Source organism: Pedobacter aquatilis, assembly GCF_030409415.1.
GTDB lineage: Bacteria > Bacteroidota > Bacteroidia > Sphingobacteriales > Sphingobacteriaceae > Pedobacter > Pedobacter aquatilis.
This window is the reverse complement of sequence record NZ_JAUFPW010000008.1, coordinates 195,617-217,260: the sequence shown is the minus strand read 5'-3', so window position 1 is coordinate 217,260 and position 21,644 is coordinate 195,617. Positions and strand designations below refer to the sequence as shown.

Sequence of the window (21,644 nt, the reverse complement as noted above, 5' to 3'; positions counted from 1 at the left end):
TCAGGGCCTTTGTGTTAATTATCAATTAAGATACTGTTTCTTAAATCGACAGATATTTCTTCAGTAATCGCGATAATTTCTTCAGGTTCATCCATATTGTTAATTACTATTTTATTGCAAATTCCTTTATATGGCAATAAATATTCTTTATAAGCTGGCAAAACGTGATTATGCCATTTGTATAAAACATCATCTTCCGGGTAACCACGTTCCAAACCATCACGTTTAATACGTCTATCCAATGCAACTTGCTCATCAGCATCAATAAAAATTGTATGATCTAATAATGCTGCAATTTCTTTAAAATGTAAAATAAACAAGCCCTCAACAATAATAATTGGAGCTGATTTTATTTCAAGAATTTTTACAACAGCTAAGGGGTTATTAAAGTTATATTCTTTCTTGTAAACAACTTCACCATTCATTAATTGCTTAATATCTCTTAAAAATTGTTCACTATCAATAGTTGAGGGTAAATCGAAATTGTAAAGTTTGTTCTCTTCCTGGGTCATTTCTCCAGCGGGGATGTAATAATCATCTTGAGAAACTAAAGTAACTTCATCCTGTTTAAAATGATGAAGAAAACAGTTTAAAAAAAAAGTTTTTCCGGAACCGCTTCCTCCGGCAATACCAATTATAAATGGTTTTTTATTCAAGCTCATGCACACCGTACGTTAAATTGCAGAAAAATCGTTTATCTAAAGCGCCTAAAGAGTCTGCCACAGCTTTAGTCATTACAATTATAACATCTTTTGTCGATTCGTTCTCGGTAAATTTACCAACAACCTTGGCCAATGCCGTACGGTTGGTCATTGGATTTGTTAATTTAATAATCGTTCCAATTGGTGCTGTACGATGTAATACAAGCATTTTACTCGCATCTAAATCCGGGTCTGATATGGAAACGGCAGCACCTTTTTCATCTATCTGACTTAAGCCGTACCTGCTTGGTGCACCACGAAGTTTTGGGTCTTTAAATGAAGTGCTATCTGGATTGCTTTCTTGTTCTTGCTTTGCCAATTCTGCAACCGATTTAGGTTCAGGCGCTTTAGGTATTAACAATTTCTGCCCAACGGTAACCGCATTATCACTTAACTTATTTGCTGTTCTAATTTGATAAGCAGTGAGACTGAATTTTTTAGCAATTGAAAAAATGGTTTCTCCACTACCAACATTGTAAATAAAACTTTCTTCATTAGGCGTTTCTTTAACAATTGCAGGTGTAGTTTTTTCCTTTACCGGAGGAATTTCCGTGACAATATCAGATGGTATTTTTAAAACCTGACCAGTTGATAAATTATTGTCTTCAAGATTATTGGTTTTACGTATTTGATAAGCAGTTATACTATATTGTTTAGCGATGTTGAAAATGCTTTCGCCTTGCTTAACGGTATGTGTACCAACGGCATCCTTGGTAGCTGGAGTAGTTTGAGCGGTTGAGGTTTCAGCTGTTGTTACAACCTTGTTTTCATCAATATTTTTAGTGGCCGGAATTTTTAATTTTTGCCCGATTCGTAAATTATTGCCAGATAGATTGTTTGCTTTCCTAATATCTTCAACGGTGGTTCCGTATTTTTCAGCAATCTTGCCCAAAAACTCTTTTGGCTTAACTTCATGTTCTATTAAAGTTTCTGCTGTCGTATTTACTTGCTCAGGTGGTGTAGCCGATGTTTCTTTTTTTGCAACCGAAGTATTGTTTACCGGTGCAGGAGTTTCACCATTCTTAACCGGAATTTTTAAAACCTGACCAATTCTTAAGTTTATGGTAGAAAGATTATTAATCGATTTTAACTCATTAATTGTGGTGCCATATTTTTCCGCAAGCATATTCAAGTTATCTTTTGCAACAACAACATGTTCGCTAACATTTTTTGAAGTAGTTTCAGCTGTGCTTGAAACAGTGGAATTTGTAAATGGAATATTTGTAGGTACTTTAATAATTACACCTATTTGAAGGTATTTATTATCATTAAAGGCCATAATTTCTTTTGGTGGAATATTATAGCGCCTACCGATAGAATAGTATGTATCTTTTGCAGCAGTTTGGTGAACAATCAACTTTTTGCCATTATTATTTTCTACACCAATAGAATCGATTAATATATTATTCGCTTTAACATTTGTTGCATTTAATGCAAGCAGAAGTAAAGCGGTTAAGCCTATTTTATACATTTATTTTTATCTAAATTTTTTACAAGGGTAGCAATTATACGAATAATATTATAAAACCAACGCAACAAGAAATGTGATTATTTATGATTTCTAATATGATTTTGTATGATTTTACCTCATTGAATATCAATTATTTTTTTATGAAAATCGTGCCCTTTTTGCACAACCATCACTATTAAACGAACATATAATTAAGGTATTGTTTAAATTATATTTTATCCGAAACTTTTAGATTACTTGATTGTTACAAACACATATTAAAAATAAATTAAAAAATGGACGCTAAAGAAATAAGCTTAAACGAAAAGGAAGTAAAACCTGTGGTTGATATGCTAAATGAGTATCTGGCAAACTACCATATACACTATCAAAAGTTAAGGGGTTGCCATTGGAATATTAAAGGGCAAAACTTTTTTACACTTCATGTAAAATTTGAGGAACTTTATACCAATGCGCAATTAACTATTGATGAAATTGCAGAACGTGTTTTAACATTAGGTAAACCACCACATAGTCGCTTTGCTGATTATATTAAGGAATCTCAAATAAAAGAAGTTAATACTATCGGGATGAAGGATTTGGATATGGTTGACGAAGTTTTGCAAGATATGGCTACTTTAATTGATATTGAACGCCAGTTATTAGAAGAAACAGATAAGGCGGGTGATGATGGCTCGAACGATATGGTTAATCGCTTTATGCAATTTAAAGAAAAAAATACCTGGATGTTACGCTCGTTCGCAGGGAAGAAATAAAATCATTTGTTTTTAAAAAGCCATAGATTAGCAGATTATATATAAAATCTGCTAATCTGTGGCTTTTTTGTTTTGCAGCATATATCTTTGGGCATGGCATATAAAAGTTTAGCAGAATGTATTTCCGACCTCGAAAAGCATGGACATTTATTACGTATAAGAGATGAAGTAGATCCTTATTTGGAAATGGCTGCCATTCACTTACGTGTGTACGAAAACGGTGGACCAGCTATTCTGTTTGAAAAGGTTAAGGGAAGTCCTTTTCCGGCTGTTTCAAATTTATTTGGGACGTTAGAGCGCTCGAAATTTATTTTCAGAGATACTTTACCTAAAGTGCAGCAATTGGTTGGATTACGTTCAGACCCAATGAAAGCGCTTAAAAAACCATTCAAATATGCGGGAACTGCATTTACAGCACTTTCTGCTTTGCCATTAAAAACGCCCTCGGCAAAACGTAATTTCTTAAAAACGGATATTAGCAAATTACCTCAAATTGTTAACTGGCCAATGGATGGTGGTCCGTTTGTTACCATGCCACAAGTTTATACCGAGGATGTTGATAAACCTGGTGTCTTAAATGCAAATCTCGGAATGTATCGCATTCAACTTGGTGGTAACGATTATATTCAAAACAAAGAAATCGGTTTGCATTACCAAATTCATCGTGGTATCGGTGTGCATCAATCAAAAGCAAATGCTCTAGGCTTGCAGCTTAAGGTTAGTATTTTTGTTGGCGGGCCACCATCTCATCCGCTTGCGGCAGTTATGCCATTACCAGAAGGTTTATCAGAAATGACTTTTGCGGGTGCTTTAGGCGGAAGGAGATTCAGGTATTTTTATGATGATGAAGGTTTTTGTATTTCTGCTGATGCTGATTTTATTATCACTGGAACGGTTTATCCAAACGAAAATAAACCTGAAGGGCCATTTGGCGACCATTTAGGTTATTATAGTTTAACACATCCCTTTCCGCTGATGAAAGTGCATAATGTATATCATAAAAAGGATGCAATTTGGTCATTCACAGTTGTTGGCCGACCTCCACAAGAAGATACAAGTTTTGGTGCCTTGATTCATGAAATTACTGGCTCGGCAATTCCTCAGGAAATTCATGGTTTAAAAGAAGTTCATGCTGTTGATGCTGCAGGCGTACATCCGTTACTTCTCGCAATTGGAAGCGAGAGATATACACCTTATTTAAAGGAAAGAAAACCTCAGGAGATTTTAACGATAGCCAATCATATCTTGGGCAAAAATCAATTAAGTCTGGCTAAATATCTATTCATTGCAGCCAGAGAAGATAATGAGGCTTTGAGTACACATCATATCGAAGAATTTATTCAGCATATTTTAGAGCGTATCGATTTAAAAACCGACCTTCATTTCTATACAAATACCACTATTGATACTCTAGATTATAGTGGCGCAGGATTAAATATCGGTTCGAAAGTAGTTATAGCAGCTGCAGGCGATAAAAAGCGAACACTTTGGAATGAGTTTCCGGAGTTAACACTTGCTGAAGGTTTTTCAAATCCAAAAATTGCGATGGCTGGTGTTTTAACTTTGCAGGCAGATTTATATCAAAATCTTGAAAAAACTGCTACCGAAATTGCTACGCTAAACATGGCTTTAATGGATCAGGATTTATCAGGCTTACCGCTTATTATACTGTGTGATGATTCTGAATTTACAGCTAAGAATATAAACAATATGGTTTGGATAGCATTTACAAGAAGCAATCCGGCGGCTGATATTTACGGTATTAATGATTTTACAATCGATAAGCATTGGGGTTGTAAGGGCCCGATGATTATTGATGCCCGCAAAAAACCACACCACGCCCCAGAATTGATTAAGGATGCATCAGTTGAAGATAAAATTAATCAAATGGGACAACAAGGTGGGGCATTGTATGGCATAATTTAATTTGAAGTTTTGAAATAATATATTCATTTTTAAGCAGAAACATAGTTTTTATGCTTAGAAAATTAATTGCCGTTCTCGTACTTATTTTATCATCAATAGTATTAAAAGCTCAGGTAAATAAAACAGATAGTATTGCAAATGTTCTGGAACAATATTCATTACAACATAAATCCTCAACACTATTCGTTCACTTCGATAAAAATGTATACACCAATAACGACCAGGTTTGGTTCACTGGTTATCTACTTAAAAGCATCACCAATTTAGATAGCTACAATACACTATATTTATCCTTAGTTAGCGATGCTGATAGCTCGGTAGTATTACAACAAAAGTTTTTAATTGATAAAGGCTTTGCTTACGGAGGTTTTAACTTGCCAGATTCCATTCAAAGCGGGAGTTATAAATTTGTTGCAAATACAAATATCAAATTAAATGGAAAGCCAGATGCTGAATTTATTCAACCGATAGTCATTAAATCATCCAGAATAAATCCACTAACCGCCAATTTATCAGTTTTCAAAATTAATGATGAGAAAACAGGTAATGGAACAGTTTTATTAAAAGCACTCACAAGCGATAATCGTTTTATAGCTGATGCTGAAGTTTCTTACATAATTGGGAAAGGGAATCAAATCCTTCAAAAAGGAAAGTTAATAACAAGTGTAATTGGCGAAATAATGATAAATTATCCGTCAGCTCAAATTACTGCGGATAATAATTTAATTTCTGTTATCGTTAAAAAGGATAAATATTTACGCTATGAAAAAATCGAACTTCCAATAAATAACCGATATCAGTTTCAAGTTAATTTTTATCCCGAAGGAGGATATCTAGTCTCTGGTGTTGAAAGTAAGGTTGGATGGGAAATTAAAGATTTTGAAGGTGCCGCAATTAGCGCTAAGGCAATTATTTATGCCAATGATAAAATTTTAGACACAATTAGCACTAATTCTTTCGGAATGGGTAGCTTTTATTTACTCCCTAAAGTTAACGTGAAATACGTTGTTAAACTTATAAATGAAAATGCGCTTTTGGGTAATTATATGTTGCCAGATCATTTAAATTATGGCGCTAATATAAAATTTACTTCTGCCATTGGAAATAATGAGCTTAGGCTTTCTATAGAGGGTAATGCAACTCAAAAAGTACATTTGATTGTGCATGATTATGAACGTTTATATTCATCAACAGAACTAAATCTAAATTCGAATAAAGCTTCTAGAATTTTGTTAAGACTAGATTCCGTTCCGATTGGTTTAAATAGTGTAACACTACTTGATAGTTTATATAGGCCAATTGCAGAGCGTATTTTCTTTGCTCATTATGATGAGATAGAGCAGCTGGAAATTAATGGGGCAAAAGAACATTATACAGTCAGAGATAGCGTAAAATTAAATTTAAAATTATTATTTAAAGATAAGCCGATAAGTAAAGGATTAGTTTCTATTGAAGTTGTTCAGGCGAATAGAGTTAATCTTTCCAATAAGAAAAATATAGTTGATTATAATTATTTTGAAAACAGTTTGGGAGCAATGCCTCCAAATTTTTCGGGCATAAAATTTAATGATTTGAGTTATTTGGAAGATGTTTTGTTAATTAAAGGTTGGCGAAAATATAAATGGCCAGAACAGACAAACTTGGTTCAAAACCATCAAAATAATATTTCTGAAATTCAATATTCGGGTGCTTTTACTAAGGGGAAAAAGCCATTGAAATTGCCAATTGAAATTAATACGATTACTGGAGGAAATGTTAACGTAATTAATACGGATAGCAGTGGGAAGTTCATTTTACCTTTCCAGGCTTTAATTTCTGAACCAAAAAGAAAAATCTGGTTAAGCATCGGTGGTAAAAACTTTCTTAGATACGATATTAAAATTAATGAACCATTTGATGAAATCAAATCACATTTAAAAAACCTCACTCTCGTTAATAATTTAAGCAAAACAGCAGTTTTATCTGCATCTGAAAGTATAACATCATTATCAGGCATAAAATTGAATGATGTAACAATTAAAAGTTCAAGAGATAATTCTATAGGTTATAGGTTAGGTGCCGGCATAAATCCTTGTGGAGATTACGTTTGCCAATATGGAATATTAAATTGTAATAATCACTCATCTGGAACAATGCCTATTAAAGGAAAAACTTATCCATCGAATGGACGAAGTATAATATATCCTGGTTGCTTGGATGAAGAGAAAAGTAAATCCAATTTCTTAATATTAAACAGCATAGAATTACCTAAAGAATTTTATATTTCGGATATAAACAACAAAAATGAACCTATTAACTTTTCTACAATTTATTGGAATTATCAAACAGTTTTAAATGATAAGATCGAAACTCCAATAACCTTTACAACAGGAGATTTAACAGGAGAATTTAGGGTGATTGTTCAAGGTGTTACTGAAAGGGGAGTTGTTTATGGAGAGAAGCTAATTTCTGTTAAAAAATAAAAGGTCCTGATTTTCATCAAGACCTTCAAATTCAAGTTTTAGTCTATTAAAATCTTACTCCAAAAGTTAAAAATACGTTATCGGCAGTATTTTTTAGGTTTGCAGTCGGGCCAGCACCTGTGAAACTATAATCAGGATAATCTGAAGAAATAGTGTAAGGTGAATTTGTTGAATCCCATTTGGTGTGTCTGTAAGTTACATCCAAATAATAGTTATCAAAACGATATCCTAAACCACCGCTATAGGCCTGAGTTGTAAAATCTAAATTTTTATAAGGGGTACCAGCATAAGAGTAACCACCTCTAATCATAAACTGATCTACAAGCTTAAATTCGATACCACCTCTATAGTTGAAATTGCCTTTATATAGTGCTGCAATATCGCGGTTTGTGTTTATAGTTTCGTTATTGAAATTAGATGAAAAGTGAATGCTGCTGTAATCTACATATTCCACATCCGCAGTAATTAAACCACTGTTTCCAAAAATATAAGCCACACCGCCATTAACACGATATGGTGTTCTTAAACTATATTCAGAATTGTAATTTGATAATGGATTTGTATACTCAGGAACATTTGTACCATCTGCTCTTTTGTATCTGGTATTTAAGTTTTCAGAAAAATTATCTGTTAAGCTGTACCAGGTTGGTGTTATAAAACTTACCCCCAATCTTAATTCGTTAACCGGCTTATAAATTACGCCTAATTTTGCATTTATACCATTCCCTTTTGTTTGTTGAATTGAATTATAATTAAAGCTATAAGTTCCATTCAAGAAAACCGGATCTTGACCAGCAAAAGTTAAATTATTTCCAGTTTCTGAATAAGCGACATCAGAAGTATAATTTATGTTAGTTAAACCCAATGATAAACCTAAATATAGTTTGTTACCATAATTACCTGCCATACCAATATTTACTTCAGATTGAGAACCAGAACGAGTAATGATATTTTGCTGATTATTATTCAACGCTGTTGTTGGGAAATAGCCACTTGGGTCATATTCAATTAAATAATTATCATAAGCCATTTTTTCTAACGAACCAGCAGCTAAATTGGTAGTAGCTGTATTTCCTGCAATATTGGCGAAGTAATCGGCCATAGAACTTTTTGTATTTCTACCGCCATAAGTAATATTCTGGTTAAAATTATTTGTTTTATTGTAACCAACACCAAAATTTACGCTTACCCATCCATCATTTAAGCTCGAGCCTTTTGATCTATTAGTAGGAGAGTAGAATACCAATCCAACTTGATTGATGCCAGCTTTACTTTTTTTATCAGATAAATTATTATTCAAATATTCTGAGCCAACTTTAAAATTATTAAATTCTGGCGTAAAAGTAAATTCAGATTTTGTAAAAAAACCTAAACCAGCCGGATTGCCCGAAAGCGAGCTTATGTCTCCACCTAAAGCTGTTTGTGCACCACCTAAACCTTTAAATCTAGAAGTAGTTCCTTGTTCTGGTTGCGAAAAACGTAACACATCACTGGTGTATTGGGCATATAAAGAATTGCTGGCAAGAACTATCCCTGCCACAATAAAAATCGATCTTAGTTTCATCTTATAAATTGTGTGAATGTGTTATAATTATCTGCCGCCGCCTCTTGTTGGTCTGCCGCCGCCACCGCCGCTTGAACTACCACCGCCACTACTTCCTGATGAAGAAGGTGGAGGACTGTAACTACCACGATCTGGTCTGCTTTGAGGTTGAGGTTGTGATTGTTGAATTTGTGGTCTGCTGTAGCTATTGTCACGAGATGGTCTTGTACTCGTACGACCATTTTGACCATTATTTATTGTAGAACCATTGTTTCCGTTCGACCATCTTTCCGGACGGCCAGAGTTATTTGTAGAAACAGCTGGTCTGCCATAATTGCCACCGCTAATAGGAGTTCTAGAACCACCATTACCATAAGAACCACGGTTGTCACCATCTCTGTTTGGTCTTGGTCTGCTGTTGCCATTTGCGTAAGAACCTCCCCATCCGCCGCCATAGTAACCGCCACCTACACCAAACCAACCTCCACCGCCGTACCAGCCACCGCCCCAACCGAAGCGATCATAGTAAGAGTTCATACCCCAACCCCAGCCTGAGTTCCATCCCCAGTAAGGATTGTATCCAAAATTACCAAAGTTGTAAGGATTGTTCCAGATGCTGCCGTAGCCGTAACCACCGCCCCAGCCGCCGTATCCGCCCCAACCACCTAGGCCATAACCGTTATTCCAACCCATGCCACCATAACCCAAGAAATTGGTTACACCATAGCTAGAGCCATAGCCGAAATTATTTCCGTAAGCAAAATTATCATAGTAAGGGTCATAATAGCCTCTAAAGCTAGAGCCATTATGGAATCTGTTTATTCTTGATGAGTAATCCATATCATAGTAAGGATTACTGGTTCCGTAATATTCATCATAGTCCTGATCACCTTGAGCATACTGTTGTTGCTGCTGTTGTGGAGCAGGTGCACGGTATTCAACTTCCCGGGCTTTCGCCACAGTGTTGTAAACATCATCTTCGACTGCAGAATTTTGAGCCAATTTTGATGTAGAGCATGAAGCAACCAACCCAGCGGCTGCTATCATTACAATGGGTAAAAATTTAATTGGTTTCATTGTGTTTATATTTAGTTGTGTGTGTTAAACTTAATATACGAAATTAATCATGTAACTGATAGCTAATTTATTAACAATAATTATTAATGCTATGTTTCAAAAATCGTTTTGTAGGCATAAATTTATAAATTTGTAGCTTAATTACACATTATTTAACACACAATTTACGTTCCAAATACATAACATGAGCAAAGAAATTACAAGCAGAGAAGCAGATTACTCACAATGGTATAATGATATTGTTATAAAAGCCGATTTGGCTGAGCACTCAGCAGTGCGTGGATGTATGGTTATTAAACCAAATGGTTACGCAATTTGGGAAAAAATGCAGGCAGTTTTAGATAAAATGTTTAAGGATACTGGTCATCAGAATGCCTATTTTCCTTTGTTCATTCCAAAGTCATTTTTTTCTAAGGAAGCCTCTCATGTTGAAGGCTTTGCAACAGAATGTGCTGTGGTTACTCACTATCGGTTAAAAAATGATGGTAATGGAAATATTGTTGTTGATGAAAATGCAAAACTTGAAGAAGAATTAATTGTTCGCCCTACTTCTGAAACAATTATTTGGAACACTTACAAAGGATGGATTCAATCATACAGAGATTTGCCGATTTTAATCAATCAATGGGCAAATGTTGTACGTTGGGAAATGCGTACAAGATTATTTTTACGTACTGCAGAATTTTTGTGGCAAGAGGGTCACACGGCTCATGCTACTGCACAAGAGGCTATTGAAGAAACTGAACGCATGCTTCACATTTATGCTGATTTTGTTGAAAATTGGTTAGCTGTACCAGTAGTTAGAGGCAGAAAATCTCCAAATGAAAGATTTGCAGGCGCATTAGATACATACTGTATTGAAGCATTAATGCAAGATGGAAAAGCGCTTCAGGCAGGTACTTCACATTTTCTCGGACAAAATTTTGCAAAAGCTTTCGACGTTAAATTTACAGGCAAAGACGGAAAGTTGGATTATGTTTGGGCTTCTTCTTGGGGTGTATCAACACGATTAATGGGTGCGTTAATTATGGCACATAGTGATGATTCTGGTTTAGTAATACCTCCTAAATTGGCTCCAATTCAAGTTGTTATTGTTCCAATTTATAAAGGTGATGAAGATTTGGCCAAGATAACTGCCTACGTAAATGAATTGAGTATGCGTTTAAAAGGTTTTGGTATTTCAGTTAAGTACGATGATAGGGATACACAACGCCCAGGCTTTAAATTTGCAGATTACGAAATGAAGGGTGTGCCTGTTCGTGTTGCCGTTGGCGGTCGTGATTTAGAAAATAAAACGGTTGAAATTGCTCGCAGAGATACTAAAACTAAGCAAACGGTACCACAAGAAGGTCTGGATATTTACATTGCTAAATTATTAGAAGAAATACAACAAGCAATGTTTGATAAAGCTTTGGCTTATCGCGATGAACACATAACCGAAGCTAATAGTTATGATGAATTTAAAACACTTCTTGATGGTAAAGCTGGTTTTATTTCAGCACATTGGGATGGTACTCCAGAAACAGAACAAAAAATAAAGGAAGAAACAAAGGCTACAATTCGTTGTATTCCGTTAGATAATAAGTTAGAAGATGGTATCTGCATTTATTCAGGGAAACCATCAACACAACGCGTATTATTTGCAAGAGCATATTAAACGATTTAGAATTTAGATTTAAGATTTTAGAGTCGAATAAGACTAATCTTACTTAATATTTTAATGGCTAGTTGTAATGGCTTTTAGTCTTGATACTTGATGCTAACTACTCGATACTAAACGCTAAATACTTGATACTAATTACTTGATACTATAATAATGAAATTCGGAACAAAAGCTATACACGCGGGTCAAGAGCCTGATCCAACAACTGGTGCCGTGATGACACCAATATATCAAACCTCTACCTATTGGCAAAAATCTCCCGGAGATAATAAAGGTTACGAATATTCGAGGGGAACAAACCCAACTCGTAAGGCGTTAGAAGATTGTCTTGCTGCATTAGAAAATGCAAAATATGGTTTAGCTTTTTCTAGCGGAATGGGTGCTACAGATGCTGTTTTAAAATTATTGCAGCCCGGTGATGAGGTGATTACTGGTAATGATTTATATGGAGGTTCTTATAGAATTTTCACAAAAATCTTTACTAAATATGGCATAAAATTTCATTTCTTGGATTTATCCAAGCCCGAAAATATGCTTCCGTACATTAATGATAAAACAAAGTTGGTTTGGATAGAAACACCTACAAATCCAACTATGCAAATTATTGATATTGAAGGCGTAGCGAAGATTACTAAAGAAAAAAATCTTATCCTTACGGTTGATAATACTTTTGCATCTCCATATTTGCAAAATCCTATCGATTTAGGTGCCGATATCGTAATGCATTCAGTTACTAAATATATTGGTGGCCACTCTGATGTGGTTATGGGTGCTTTGGTTACCAGCAACGAACAATTATATAAAGACCTTTGGTTTATTTATAATGCATGCGGAGCAACGCCAGGACCTCAAGATTCTTTTTTAGTTTTAAGAGGAATAAAAACGCTTCATCTCCGTATGAAAGCTCATTGCGAAAACGGTGAAAAAATTGCTCATTATTTAAAAAATCACCCAAAAGTTGATAAAATTTATTGGCCGGGGTTTGAAGATCATCCAAATTACGAAGTTGCAAAAAAACAAATGCGTGGTTTTGGTGGAATGATTTCAATTACTTTAAAAGGTGCGGATTTGCAGGAAACCTTTAGAATTTCTTCAAACTTTAAAGTATTTACATTAGCAGAATCTTTGGGCGGCGTAGAATCTTTAATCAATCATCCGGCAACAATGACGCATGGTTCTATACCAAAAGAAGAACGTGAGAAAGTTGGTGTAACGGATAATTTATTGCGCTTAAGTGTTGGTGTAGAAGATATAGACGATTTACTTGAAGATTTAGAAAACGCTTTAAAATAAGAGTAATATTACTTTTGAAATCCGGTAATCGTTTTTACAATTCGATTACTGGATTTTTTTTAACAATTGAAATGGATTTTTTAGAATTAAAAAATTTTCTAGATGCTAAGGTAGAGCAATACAATCGTCCAGATTTTATTGAAAACGATCCCATTTGCATCCCACACTTATTTGTTAAAAAGCAAGATATTGAAATTGCCGGTTTTTTTGCTGCAATTTTAGCTTGGGGACAACGAAAAACCATAATTAATAAGTGTAAAGAACTTTTATATAGGATGGATTTTGCTCCGCATGATTTCGTTCTGAATCATAACGATAACGATTTAAAGCGCTTGCTAAATTTTAAGCATAGAACTTTTAACGATACTGATTTGCTATATTTTATTTCTTTCTTTAAATTTCATTACGATAAATATGAAAGTCTTGAAATGGCATTTGTTCCAAGGCAAAATGTATTTCTTGATGAATTCTTGTCATCAGATTCTTTGTCAAATAATGTAGAACTATCATCAGGAAGTTGCTTAATCCCTGAGTTGAGTTTTACTATTGAACAATCTTTAGATCATTTCAGAAATTATTTTTTCGCTCTTGAAGATTTTCCACATAGAACCAAAAAGCATATTTCTTCTCCATTACAAAAATCGACTTGCAAAAGATTAAATATGTTTTTAAGATGGATGGTGAGGAAAGATAACAGTGGCGTTGATTTTGGTATATGGGAAATTTTAAAACCTAAGGATTTGATTTGTCCTTGCGATGTTCACGTAGATAGGGTAGGGCGCTACTTAAACTTAATTCACCGTAAACAGACCGATTGGCTTACTGCTTTGGAGCTAACCAACAATTTAAAATCATTTGATGTGGCAGACCCAGTTAAGTATGATTTTGGTTTATTTGGCCTTGGGGTTGAAAAAATTTTGTAAAACGATGATCTGTTAGTTAATATCTAAAAATAAACTTCATTATTAGCGTCAAACTTACTATTATTACATAATCGTTTTACTCTTGATAAAACTGAATTTTTAATTCCCTAAATAATCTATGTTTACTGTCGATTTATCTGAAAAAGATAGGTGGAGAAAATACAACAATATCTCACCACTAGTGGGTATTTTCAAAAAAATCCATCCGCTTAATCCAGATATCGAAGAGCGGATTAATCAGTCTACATTCCCCGTATTCTTTAAAAAAAATAAATTTATAATTTCCCCTGTTGATAAAAATGATCATCTTTTTTTAATCGTAAAAGGCGTGGTTAGAGGCTTTATAAGGGATGAGAGAAATGAAATAACAACATGGATTTCGAAAGAAAATGAGGTGGTTGGTACAATTAGGAATCTTTGGCTTACAGAGGAATCAGAAGAATATTTACAAGCTTTAGAAGACGTTGAATTAATTGCGATACCGCATTCACTTTCTGAATATTTATATGAACACTATACTGAAGCTAACATTGTAGGAAGAAAAATGATGGAATTATATTATCGTTCTGCCGAAGAAAGAGCTTATTTATGTAGAATATCATCTGCAGAAAAAAGATATAAAAGATTTTTAATAACTTTTCCAGGCTTGATTAACAGAGTTTCTTTAAAATACATTGCATCTTTTTTAGCAATCAGATTGGAAACCTTAAGCCGAATTCGATCAAAAATTTAATTTTGTTTGATTATCTGTCAATTTGTATTTTTTTTTATTGGTATTTACCTGTGAAATTGTACTTAAAATTACTCAACTATCAAATTTTTGAAATAATTGTCGTTTTTTTGACAAAAATCAAATTGTTTTTGTTGTTTTCTAATCGCATTAACAAATGATTGACGTAATAAATTCTTTCACATAAACAATTAAATATGTACATTTATAAATACAAACCGAACAATTAAAAAGTCTATTCTCCTATTAAAATTCTATCTCTATCATTTAAAAAAAAAGTAACTAAATCATCCCAATACACCAAACAATGAAAACGAAAAATACTGTAAGTACCCTCTCAGTACTTATTGCCGATGACCACGAAATTATTCGTCGTGGTTTGAAGAACCTCATATCAGATTTTTGGACGGGAGTTCAAATACTGACAGCTTCAACTATGGAGCAAGCACTTGTAGAGATTGAGAGATCTCCAAGCCTAATAATTATCGATGTAAATTTGCCGGGTGGTAATAACTTAAAAGTAATTGAGCAAATTAAAACGATCCAGCCAAACGCTAAAATTTTAGTGTTTTCATCTCTAAACGAAAATATTTATGCTGTACCTTATTTAAAGGCTGGTGCATCTGGTTATTTAACAAAGAATGCAGATGAGTCTGAAATTGTTACAGCAATTACTACAATTTTAGCTGGCAGTCGCTATTCTAGTAGAAATGTTAAGGAAAATATGTTTAATAGCATTTTAGGTAATGATGCTGATAATCCATTTACCAAACTATCCGGAAGAGAACTAGAAGTTGCTGAATTGCTAACAAAAGGAGTTGGTGTTTTAGAAATTTCTAACCAACTTAATTTGCAAATGGGTACAGTAAGTACTTATAAATTAAGGTTATTTCAAAAGCTTAAAATTAAAAGCATTATAGAGCTTGCTGAAAAGATGAGTATATACGAAAAATAGAATCAACGAATTTATAATAAAAAAAGCTGCTTAGAAAGCAGCTTTTTTTATTATTTGGTTTTTGTGTCTTTATTGGTTGTTCCTTCACCATCTTTTTTTCCCGATTCATTAGGCATATCTCCAGCTTGGCCATATTTATCTGATGCACCTTTTCCATTTTGGTCAAAACTTGCCTTATCTTTCGATGTTCCAGATGATTTATGTTTATCGTCTGTTTTCTTTTCGTTTGTCATAATAAATTTTTTTAGTTTAAAACTGCCCCCAGTAGTAACAACACGTTTTAGAAGTAAAAGTTTTCATTATTTAAAAACTAATAATGTTAGTTATTTGTTGATAAATAATGAAGTTTGTACCTGTTAATACTAATATTTTTAGTATAAATTTGTGCTGTCAAGAGTTTGTTTATGGAAGGGAAAAATATTATCCATATGGATCAAGATGCATTTTTTGTTTCGGTAGAATTGCGTAAGAATCCAGAGTTAGTTGGAAAGCCTGTTATAGTTGGTGGCGGATCTGATAGAGGCGTAGTTACATCCTGTAGTTATGAAGCCCGAAAATTTGGCGTTCATGCTGCAATGCCTGGAAGATCAGCAAGGTTATTATGCCCACAAGCGATTTTTGTTAGAGGTAATATGGACGATTATTCAGAAGCATCGCACCAAATTACTGAGATTATAGCGCAACGTGTTCCTCTGTTTGAGAAAGCCAGTATCGATGAGCATTATATAGATATGACGGGAATGGATAAGTTTTTTGGCTGCATGAAATTTGCTTCTGAATTACGCCAAACTATAATTAGAGAAACAAAATTGCCAATTTCTTTTGGATTATCTGTAAATAAAACTGTAGCTAAAGTTGTTACAAACGAATGTAAACCAAATGGAGAAAGAGAGATTTCATATTCTGAAGTTCGGCCGTTTTTAAATCCCTTATCAGTACATAAAATTCCAGGCATTGGGCATGCAACGTATAAAAAGCTAAGCGAAATGGGCGTACGAAAAATAGAAACGCTAGCTCAAATTCCTCAGGAGTTAATGTACAAAATATTGGGCGACAATGGTATTAATTTGTGGCAAAAAGCTAACGGCATTGATTTATCTCCAGTAGTTCCTTATCGCGAAAGGAAATCAATAGGTACGCAAACTACTTTTGAAAACGATAGTATGGATATTAATAAAATGAAAGCCATACTTACCGGAATGATAACAAATTTAACGTTCGAGCTACGTAGTCAACAGAAATTAACGGCTTGTATAACGGTTACAATACGCTATTCTAATTTTGAAACCGTAACACAACAAGCTCGTATTCCTTATACTGCTTTAGATTCTTTTTTAATTACCAAAGCTCACGATTTATTTAAAAAACTTTACAGCAAAAGAATGATGCTTCGGCTAATTGGTGTAAAACTATCTCATTTGGTTTGTGGTTTTGAACAGATTGGTCTTTACCATACTTCCGAAGAGGAATATGATTTATACCAGGCAATGGATAAAGTTAGAAAAAGCTACGGGGTAGAATCTATTGTAAAGGCCTGTATTGTTAAACAGCCCGAAATAGATAAAAATGGTAAGGTTGTGAAATATAATCCACGATTAAAAAAGGTTACAGATAATCAAGATAAAAAAAAGGATAATGAAAGGAAGAAATCGAGAATAAGAACTTTCATTAATGATGATGTTTCGCAGGCAAACAAATTAAGCGATAGTTAAGATGTTTTTGAATGTTCACTCATCATATAGTTTAAAATACGGCATAATGGATATTGCAACCATTATTGCCCAAGCTCGTAGTCTAAACATTCATCAACTTGTATTAACTGATATTAATAATTCTACCGGTGCGATTGAATTTATTCGGGAATGTATGAATCAAAGCATTTTTAAAGCATCAGATGAGCTACAAAAAGGAAACATTCCATATCAATTAAAACCACTTGCTGGTATAGAGTTTAGAAAAGATAATCGTTTACTTTATTTCGGCATAGCGAAAAATAAGGAAGGGATGCGGGAACTAAATGAATTTTTGAGTCATCACAATATTTATGATGTGGAACTGCCCGATGAAGCTCCAAATTTTAAAAATGTATTTATTATTTATCCATTTAAAAAAGAGCACAATTATGTTTTGAAAGAAAATGAGTTTATCGGCATTCGCCATGCCCAGTTAAACCACTTATACAAACATCAATCACAAAATCAAAAAAATAAATTGGTGGTTTGGCATCCGGTAACGGTTTCGGGTAAGGTAACTTTTCGCCTGCACGAATATATGCGGGCAATTGAGTTGAATACACTTTTAACAAAAGTTCCTGAAGAATTAAAATGCTTAAAGTATGAAACTTTAATTTCGGAAGATGATTTAAAAAAACATTTTGAGCACTATCCCTTTATTATCGAAAACACGCAAAAATTAATAGATGACTGCGACTTATCAGAATATTTTGAACCAAAAATACAGTCGAAAAATAAATTTTATTACACCAAAGATGAAGCATCTGATGTGCTGCTGTTGAGGAAATTGGCGTTAAAAGGTCTGGAGTATCGATATGGGAAAAATAATGCAACTGCTTTAAAAAGGCTAGAGAAAGAATTAAAAATTATAGCCTTCAAAAAATATTCAGCCTACTTTTTAATCACTTTTGATATTGTTCGGTATGCAATGGGCAAATGTAAATTCTACCATGTTGGACGAGGTTCTGGCGCCAATAGTATCGTTGCTTATTGTTTGAGAATTACAGATGTAGATCCAATTGATTTGGATTTATATTTCGAACGTTTTTTGCACGAAAAAAGAACCAGTCCGCCAGATTTTGATATAGATTTTGCTTGGGATGAACGAGAAACTATTCAGAGATATATTTTTAAAAAATATCCAAAGTGGCATGTTGCTTTTTTGGGTACCATGAGCACATTCAAAGATAGGGCGATTATTAGAGAAATAGGGAAAGTTTTAGGTTTGGCAAAAGATGAGATAGATAGTTTTAGCGACCAAACCAGAGAATGGATAAACTTAAAAAATCCTATTTATCAAAAAATAAAGCTAGTTCATCAACACATGCAAAAAATGCCTAACCAAAGGTCCATTCATGCAGGAGGTATTTTAATTTCTGAAGAACCGATTACTTATTATACTGCTTTGGATATGCCACCCAAAGGCTATCCAACGGTGCAATGGGATATGTATGAGGCAGAACTTATTGGTTACGAAAAATTCGATATTTTAAGTCAACGAGGCATTGGGCATATTCGTGAAGCAGTTCGCCTTATCGAAGAAAATAAAGGAAAGAAAATTGATATCCATGATTTTAAATCTTTTAAAGAAGATGTAAAACTCAATCAAATTTTAAAAGAAGGGCAGCCGATTGGCTGTTTTTATATAGAATCTCCGGCCATGCGCCAGTTGCTTAAAAAGCTAAAGTGCGAAAACTATTTAACGCTGGTGGCAGCCAGTTCTATTATACGCCCTGGAGTTGCAAGTTCTGGAATGATGAAGGCCTTTATCGAACGTTATCATGCTCCTGATAAGGTTCAATACTTGTGTGAGGAGATGAAAGAGCAATTAAAGGAAACCTATGGTGTAATGGTTTATCAGGAAGATGTGATAAAAGTTTGCCATTATTTTGCCGGACTGGATTTAGCAGATTCTGATGTTTTACGCAAAGCGATGAGTGGCAAATATCGCTCTAAACTTGCTTTTGATGAACTGGTGAATAAATTTTTCGTTTCGGCAAGAGCTCAAGGTCATTCTGAAGAATTGATTAAAGAAGTTTGGCGGCAGATTTCATCTTTTGCAGGCTATAGTTTTTCAAAAGCACATTCAGCATCTTTTGCGGTAGAAAGTTACCAAAGCTTATTTCTTAAAACTTATTATCCGAAGGAGTTTATGGTTGCAGTATTAAACAATTATGGCGGCTTTTACACCCGCTGGGTTTATGTTCACGAACTTCAAAAAACTGGTGCGAAAGTACATTTACCATGCGTAAATCATAGTGATGAGGCTGTGAATATTAATGGCGCTGATGCTTATCTGGGCTTTATTGGCGTACAAGGATTAGAAAATAAGTTTATTGAATTAATTCCTGCAGAGCGAAGAAGAAACGGCCTATATTTGAACTTAGAACAATTTATAAAAAGGACACAGATAACCTTAGAACAAGCAATTTTGCTAATTCGTCTAGGTGCGCTAAGGTTCACCGGAAAAGATAAAAAGACTTTACTTTGGGATGTTTACAATTATCTCGGTCACAACCAAAAAAAGTTAAATCATGCAGAATTGTTTAACATTCAGCAAAAAACATACAATTTACCATTATTAGAAAACTCGAAAATTGAAGATGCTTACGCTGAGCTTGAGTTGCTCGGCTACCCTTTAAATTTTAGTATGTTCGATTTTTTAAAAACTAATTATCGAGGTGATATTGTGGCTGCTGATTTGCATAAACATGTTGGCAAAACCATAAAAATGGTTGGTAATTATGTGTGCGAAAAAACGGTACATACGATTAAAAATACTAAAATGTGGTTTGGAACTTTTTTAGATAGTAATGGAGATTTTTTTGACACCATTCATTTCCCAAACTCGACACCTATGTATCCATTTAAAGGAAAAGGCTGCTATCTAATTTTGGGTAAAGTAGTAGAGGATTTTGGTTTTCAAAGCATTGAAGTATTAAAATTTGCTAAACTGGACATACATATGAATCCGGTAGCGGTTGATTAAAGCGAAATCTTGCTGAATATTTTTTGCAAATTGAGTATTGTTACTTGTTTATTTTATATTTAACCTATGATTCATTTTGAATGCGAAATAGAACGTTTTGAAAAAATGGGTGAAAAAACAGGGTGGAGCTATGTTTTTATTCCTAACGGAATTGCCGACGAAATAAAGCCTGGCTGTAAAGTTTCATTTAGAGTTAAAGGTAAAATAGACGATGTTGAGATTAGCGGAATGGCTACAACACCGATGGGGTCTGGCGATTTTATTATTGCGCTTAAAAGTGATTTAAGAAAGAAATTAAAGAAAGAAGCGGGGGATAAAGTAGAAATTTATCTCGAAGAAGATAAAGATTTTAAAATTGAAATGCCCGAAGATTTAGAATTGTGTTTATCTGAAGAAGCACATCTTTTAAACAACTTTTTAAAACTTGCAAAATCTCATCAAAATCATTTTATAAAATGGATTAATGAAGCTAAAACGGAAATAACGAGGACAAAAAGATTAGCGTTAACTGTTAATGCTATGGATAAACAGCAAGATTATGGAACAATGATTAGAGAGAGCAGAAATAATAAATAATTACCTTTTGTAAGTTCTAAACCAACTCCAAATTTTCATTTGTATTACCCCAATAAAGGCTTCTCTAAAAATTCTTGTACTCATTTTAGAAGTTCCTTCAGTTCTATCTGTAAATATAATTGGCACCTCTACAACATTAAAACCATATTTAATTGCTGTAAATTTCATTTCAATTTGAAAAGCGTAGCCAACAAATTTTATTTTATCTAAAGGCATTGTTTCAAGTACAATTCTTTTGTAGCATTTAAACCCGGCAGTTGCATCTTGAATGTTGATTCGGGTTATTAACCTTACGTACATCGAAGCGAAATAAGACATTAGAACCCTTCCCATCGGCCAGTTTACTACATTAACACCTCTAACATACCTTGATCCTACTGCTACATCTGCGCCATTAACGCAAGCTTCGCGTAACCTTATCAAATCATCAGGGTTATGTGAAAAATCTGCATCCATTTCAAAAATGTAGCTGTAATCTCTTTGTAAAGCCCAGTTGAAACCATAAATGTAAGCAGTGCCTAAACCTAATTTGCCAGAACGTTCTTCGATAAATAAATGCCCTTGATATTCATTTTGCAGTGCTTTTACAATATCTGCGGTGCCATCCGGAGAGCCATCATCTATAATTAGCACATGAAAAGGTTGTGTTAATGAAAATACTTTACGGATTATTTTCTCAATATTTTCCTTTTCGTTGTAGGTTGGTATGATAACTAAACTGTCTGACACGTGTATTCTTTTTAATTTAGGCTGCTAAATTTGTTATTAACTTGGCTTTCAAGTGGCGAAATTAAATATTTTAATATTAAAAACCCGCATCAAGATTCTTGATACGGGCTAATATGAG

17 protein-coding genes are annotated in these 21,644 nt (G+C 34.0%); 11 read left to right on the top strand and 6 right to left on the bottom strand.

Features of this window, described 5'->3' with window-relative positions; genetic code table 11:
- Window positions 1-14 precede the first annotated feature (14 nt).
- A complete protein-coding gene (locus QWY86_RS02055) occupies window positions 15-656 on the bottom strand; it encodes a uridine kinase family protein (protein ID WP_290238193.1) in 642 nt (213 codons plus the stop codon).
- Complete coding sequence (locus QWY86_RS02050) at window positions 649-2,172, bottom strand: LysM peptidoglycan-binding domain-containing protein (protein ID WP_290238165.1); 1,524 nt, start codon at window positions 2,170-2,172, stop codon at window positions 649-651. Before QWY86_RS02050 ends, QWY86_RS02055 begins: the two co-directional genes overlap by 8 nt.
- A gap of 275 nt (window positions 2,173-2,447) precedes the next feature.
- Between QWY86_RS02050 and QWY86_RS02045 the strand changes: the two genes are divergently transcribed.
- The 3 genes from QWY86_RS02045 (at window position 2,448) to QWY86_RS02035 (ending at window position 7,315) form a co-directional block, all read left to right on the top strand.
- The gene (locus QWY86_RS02045) at window positions 2,448-2,927 is read left to right on the top strand and encodes a Dps family protein (protein ID WP_290238163.1); all 480 of its coding nucleotides are present in this window, start codon (window positions 2,448-2,450) and stop codon (window positions 2,925-2,927) included.
- Between the two features lie 93 nt (window positions 2,928-3,020).
- Complete coding sequence (locus QWY86_RS02040; protein ID WP_290238161.1) at window positions 3,021-4,853, top strand: UbiD family decarboxylase; 1,833 nt, start codon at window positions 3,021-3,023, stop codon at window positions 4,851-4,853.
- 50 nt (window positions 4,854-4,903) lie between these two features.
- Window positions 4,904-7,315, top strand: a complete 2,412-nt coding sequence (locus tag QWY86_RS02035) for a hypothetical protein (RefSeq protein WP_290238159.1) — start codon at window positions 4,904-4,906, stop codon at window positions 7,313-7,315.
- A 46-nt stretch (window positions 7,316-7,361) separates the two neighbouring features.
- Here the strand turns inward: QWY86_RS02035 and QWY86_RS02030 are convergent, their stop codons facing one another.
- Both QWY86_RS02030 and QWY86_RS02025 read right to left on the bottom strand, forming a co-directional pair.
- Window positions 7,362-8,879, bottom strand: coding sequence for an OmpP1/FadL family transporter (locus QWY86_RS02030; RefSeq protein ID WP_290238158.1), 1,518 nt, complete (start codon window positions 8,877-8,879; stop codon window positions 7,362-7,364).
- Window positions 8,880-8,906: 27 nt separating this feature from the next.
- Window positions 8,907-9,935 carry a hypothetical protein gene (locus QWY86_RS02025; RefSeq protein WP_290238156.1) on the bottom strand — a complete coding sequence of 343 codons (1,029 nt, stop codon included), beginning with the start codon at window positions 9,933-9,935 and terminating at the stop codon, window positions 8,907-8,909.
- 184 nt (window positions 9,936-10,119) lie between these two features.
- Here QWY86_RS02025 and proS point away from each other — a divergent pair, with 184 nt between their 5' ends.
- The 5 genes from proS (at window position 10,120) to QWY86_RS02000 (ending at window position 15,499) form a co-directional block, all read left to right on the top strand.
- Entirely contained in the window at window positions 10,120-11,592 is a 1,473-nt protein-coding gene (proS, locus tag QWY86_RS02020) for a proline--tRNA ligase (protein ID WP_290238154.1), read from the top strand.
- A 159-nt stretch (window positions 11,593-11,751) separates the two neighbouring features.
- Entirely contained in the window at window positions 11,752-12,891 is a 1,140-nt protein-coding gene (locus tag QWY86_RS02015) for a cystathionine gamma-synthase (RefSeq protein ID WP_290238152.1), read from the top strand.
- A 71-nt stretch (window positions 12,892-12,962) separates the two neighbouring features.
- The gene (locus QWY86_RS02010) at window positions 12,963-13,814 is read left to right on the top strand and encodes a TIGR02757 family protein (RefSeq protein ID WP_290238150.1); all 852 of its coding nucleotides are present in this window, start codon (window positions 12,963-12,965) and stop codon (window positions 13,812-13,814) included.
- Between the two features lie 118 nt (window positions 13,815-13,932).
- Window positions 13,933-14,547 carry a Crp/Fnr family transcriptional regulator gene (locus QWY86_RS02005; RefSeq protein ID WP_290238147.1) on the top strand — a complete coding sequence of 205 codons (615 nt, stop codon included), beginning with the start codon at window positions 13,933-13,935 and terminating at the stop codon, window positions 14,545-14,547.
- 304 nt (window positions 14,548-14,851) lie between these two features.
- Entirely contained in the window at window positions 14,852-15,499 is a 648-nt protein-coding gene (locus tag QWY86_RS02000; RefSeq protein WP_290238145.1) for a response regulator, read from the top strand.
- 50 nt (window positions 15,500-15,549) lie between these two features.
- Here the strand turns inward: QWY86_RS02000 and QWY86_RS01995 are convergent, their stop codons facing one another.
- Complete coding sequence (locus tag QWY86_RS01995; protein ID WP_290238143.1) at window positions 15,550-15,732, bottom strand: hypothetical protein; 183 nt, start codon at window positions 15,730-15,732, stop codon at window positions 15,550-15,552.
- 171 nt (window positions 15,733-15,903) lie between these two features.
- Between QWY86_RS01995 and dinB the strand changes: the two genes are divergently transcribed.
- From dinB to QWY86_RS01980, 3 genes are all read left to right on the top strand, one after another.
- Window positions 15,904-17,211 carry a DNA polymerase IV gene (dinB, locus tag QWY86_RS01990; RefSeq protein ID WP_290238142.1) on the top strand — a complete coding sequence of 436 codons (1,308 nt, stop codon included), beginning with the start codon at window positions 15,904-15,906 and terminating at the stop codon, window positions 17,209-17,211.
- 1 nt (window position 17,212) lies between these two features.
- Window positions 17,213-20,221 (top strand): DNA polymerase III subunit alpha, encoded by a 3,009-nt coding sequence (gene dnaE / locus QWY86_RS01985; protein ID WP_290238139.1) that lies wholly within the window; start codon window positions 17,213-17,215, stop codon window positions 20,219-20,221.
- Between the two features lie 66 nt (window positions 20,222-20,287).
- Entirely contained in the window at window positions 20,288-20,797 is a 510-nt protein-coding gene (locus tag QWY86_RS01980; RefSeq protein ID WP_290238137.1) for a YdeI/OmpD-associated family protein, read from the top strand.
- Here QWY86_RS01980 and QWY86_RS01975 read toward each other — a convergent pair whose 3' ends face one another.
- Window positions 20,798-21,526 (bottom strand): polyprenol monophosphomannose synthase, encoded by a 729-nt coding sequence (locus QWY86_RS01975; RefSeq protein WP_290238135.1) that lies wholly within the window; start codon window positions 21,524-21,526, stop codon window positions 20,798-20,800.
- Window positions 21,527-21,644 lie beyond the last annotated feature (118 nt).

Coding starts and splice junctions, on each gene's coding strand:
- QWY86_RS02050 (WP_290238165.1), bottom strand. CDS start 2,172: ATGTATAAAATAGGCTTAACCGCTTTACTTCTGCTTGCATTAAATGCA.
- QWY86_RS02045 (WP_290238163.1), top strand. CDS start 2,448: ATGGACGCTAAAGAAATAAGCTTAAACGAAAAGGAAGTAAAACCTGTG.
- QWY86_RS02040 (WP_290238161.1), top strand. CDS start 3,021: ATGGCATATAAAAGTTTAGCAGAATGTATTTCCGACCTCGAAAAGCAT.
- QWY86_RS02035 (WP_290238159.1), top strand. CDS start 4,904: ATGCTTAGAAAATTAATTGCCGTTCTCGTACTTATTTTATCATCAATA.
- QWY86_RS02030 (WP_290238158.1), bottom strand. CDS start 8,879: ATGAAACTAAGATCGATTTTTATTGTGGCAGGGATAGTTCTTGCCAGC.
- QWY86_RS02025 (WP_290238156.1), bottom strand. CDS start 9,935: ATGAAACCAATTAAATTTTTACCCATTGTAATGATAGCAGCCGCTGGG.
- proS (WP_290238154.1), top strand. CDS start 10,120: ATGAGCAAAGAAATTACAAGCAGAGAAGCAGATTACTCACAATGGTAT.
- QWY86_RS02015 (WP_290238152.1), top strand. CDS start 11,752: ATGAAATTCGGAACAAAAGCTATACACGCGGGTCAAGAGCCTGATCCA.
- QWY86_RS02010 (WP_290238150.1), top strand. CDS start 12,963: ATGGATTTTTTAGAATTAAAAAATTTTCTAGATGCTAAGGTAGAGCAA.
- QWY86_RS02005 (WP_290238147.1), top strand. CDS start 13,933: ATGTTTACTGTCGATTTATCTGAAAAAGATAGGTGGAGAAAATACAAC.
- QWY86_RS02000 (WP_290238145.1), top strand. CDS start 14,852: ATGAAAACGAAAAATACTGTAAGTACCCTCTCAGTACTTATTGCCGAT.
- QWY86_RS01995 (WP_290238143.1), bottom strand. CDS start 15,732: ATGACAAACGAAAAGAAAACAGACGATAAACATAAATCATCTGGAACA.
- dinB (WP_290238142.1), top strand. CDS start 15,904: ATGGAAGGGAAAAATATTATCCATATGGATCAAGATGCATTTTTTGTT.
- dnaE (WP_290238139.1), top strand. CDS start 17,213: ATGTTTTTGAATGTTCACTCATCATATAGTTTAAAATACGGCATAATG.
- QWY86_RS01980 (WP_290238137.1), top strand. CDS start 20,288: ATGATTCATTTTGAATGCGAAATAGAACGTTTTGAAAAAATGGGTGAA.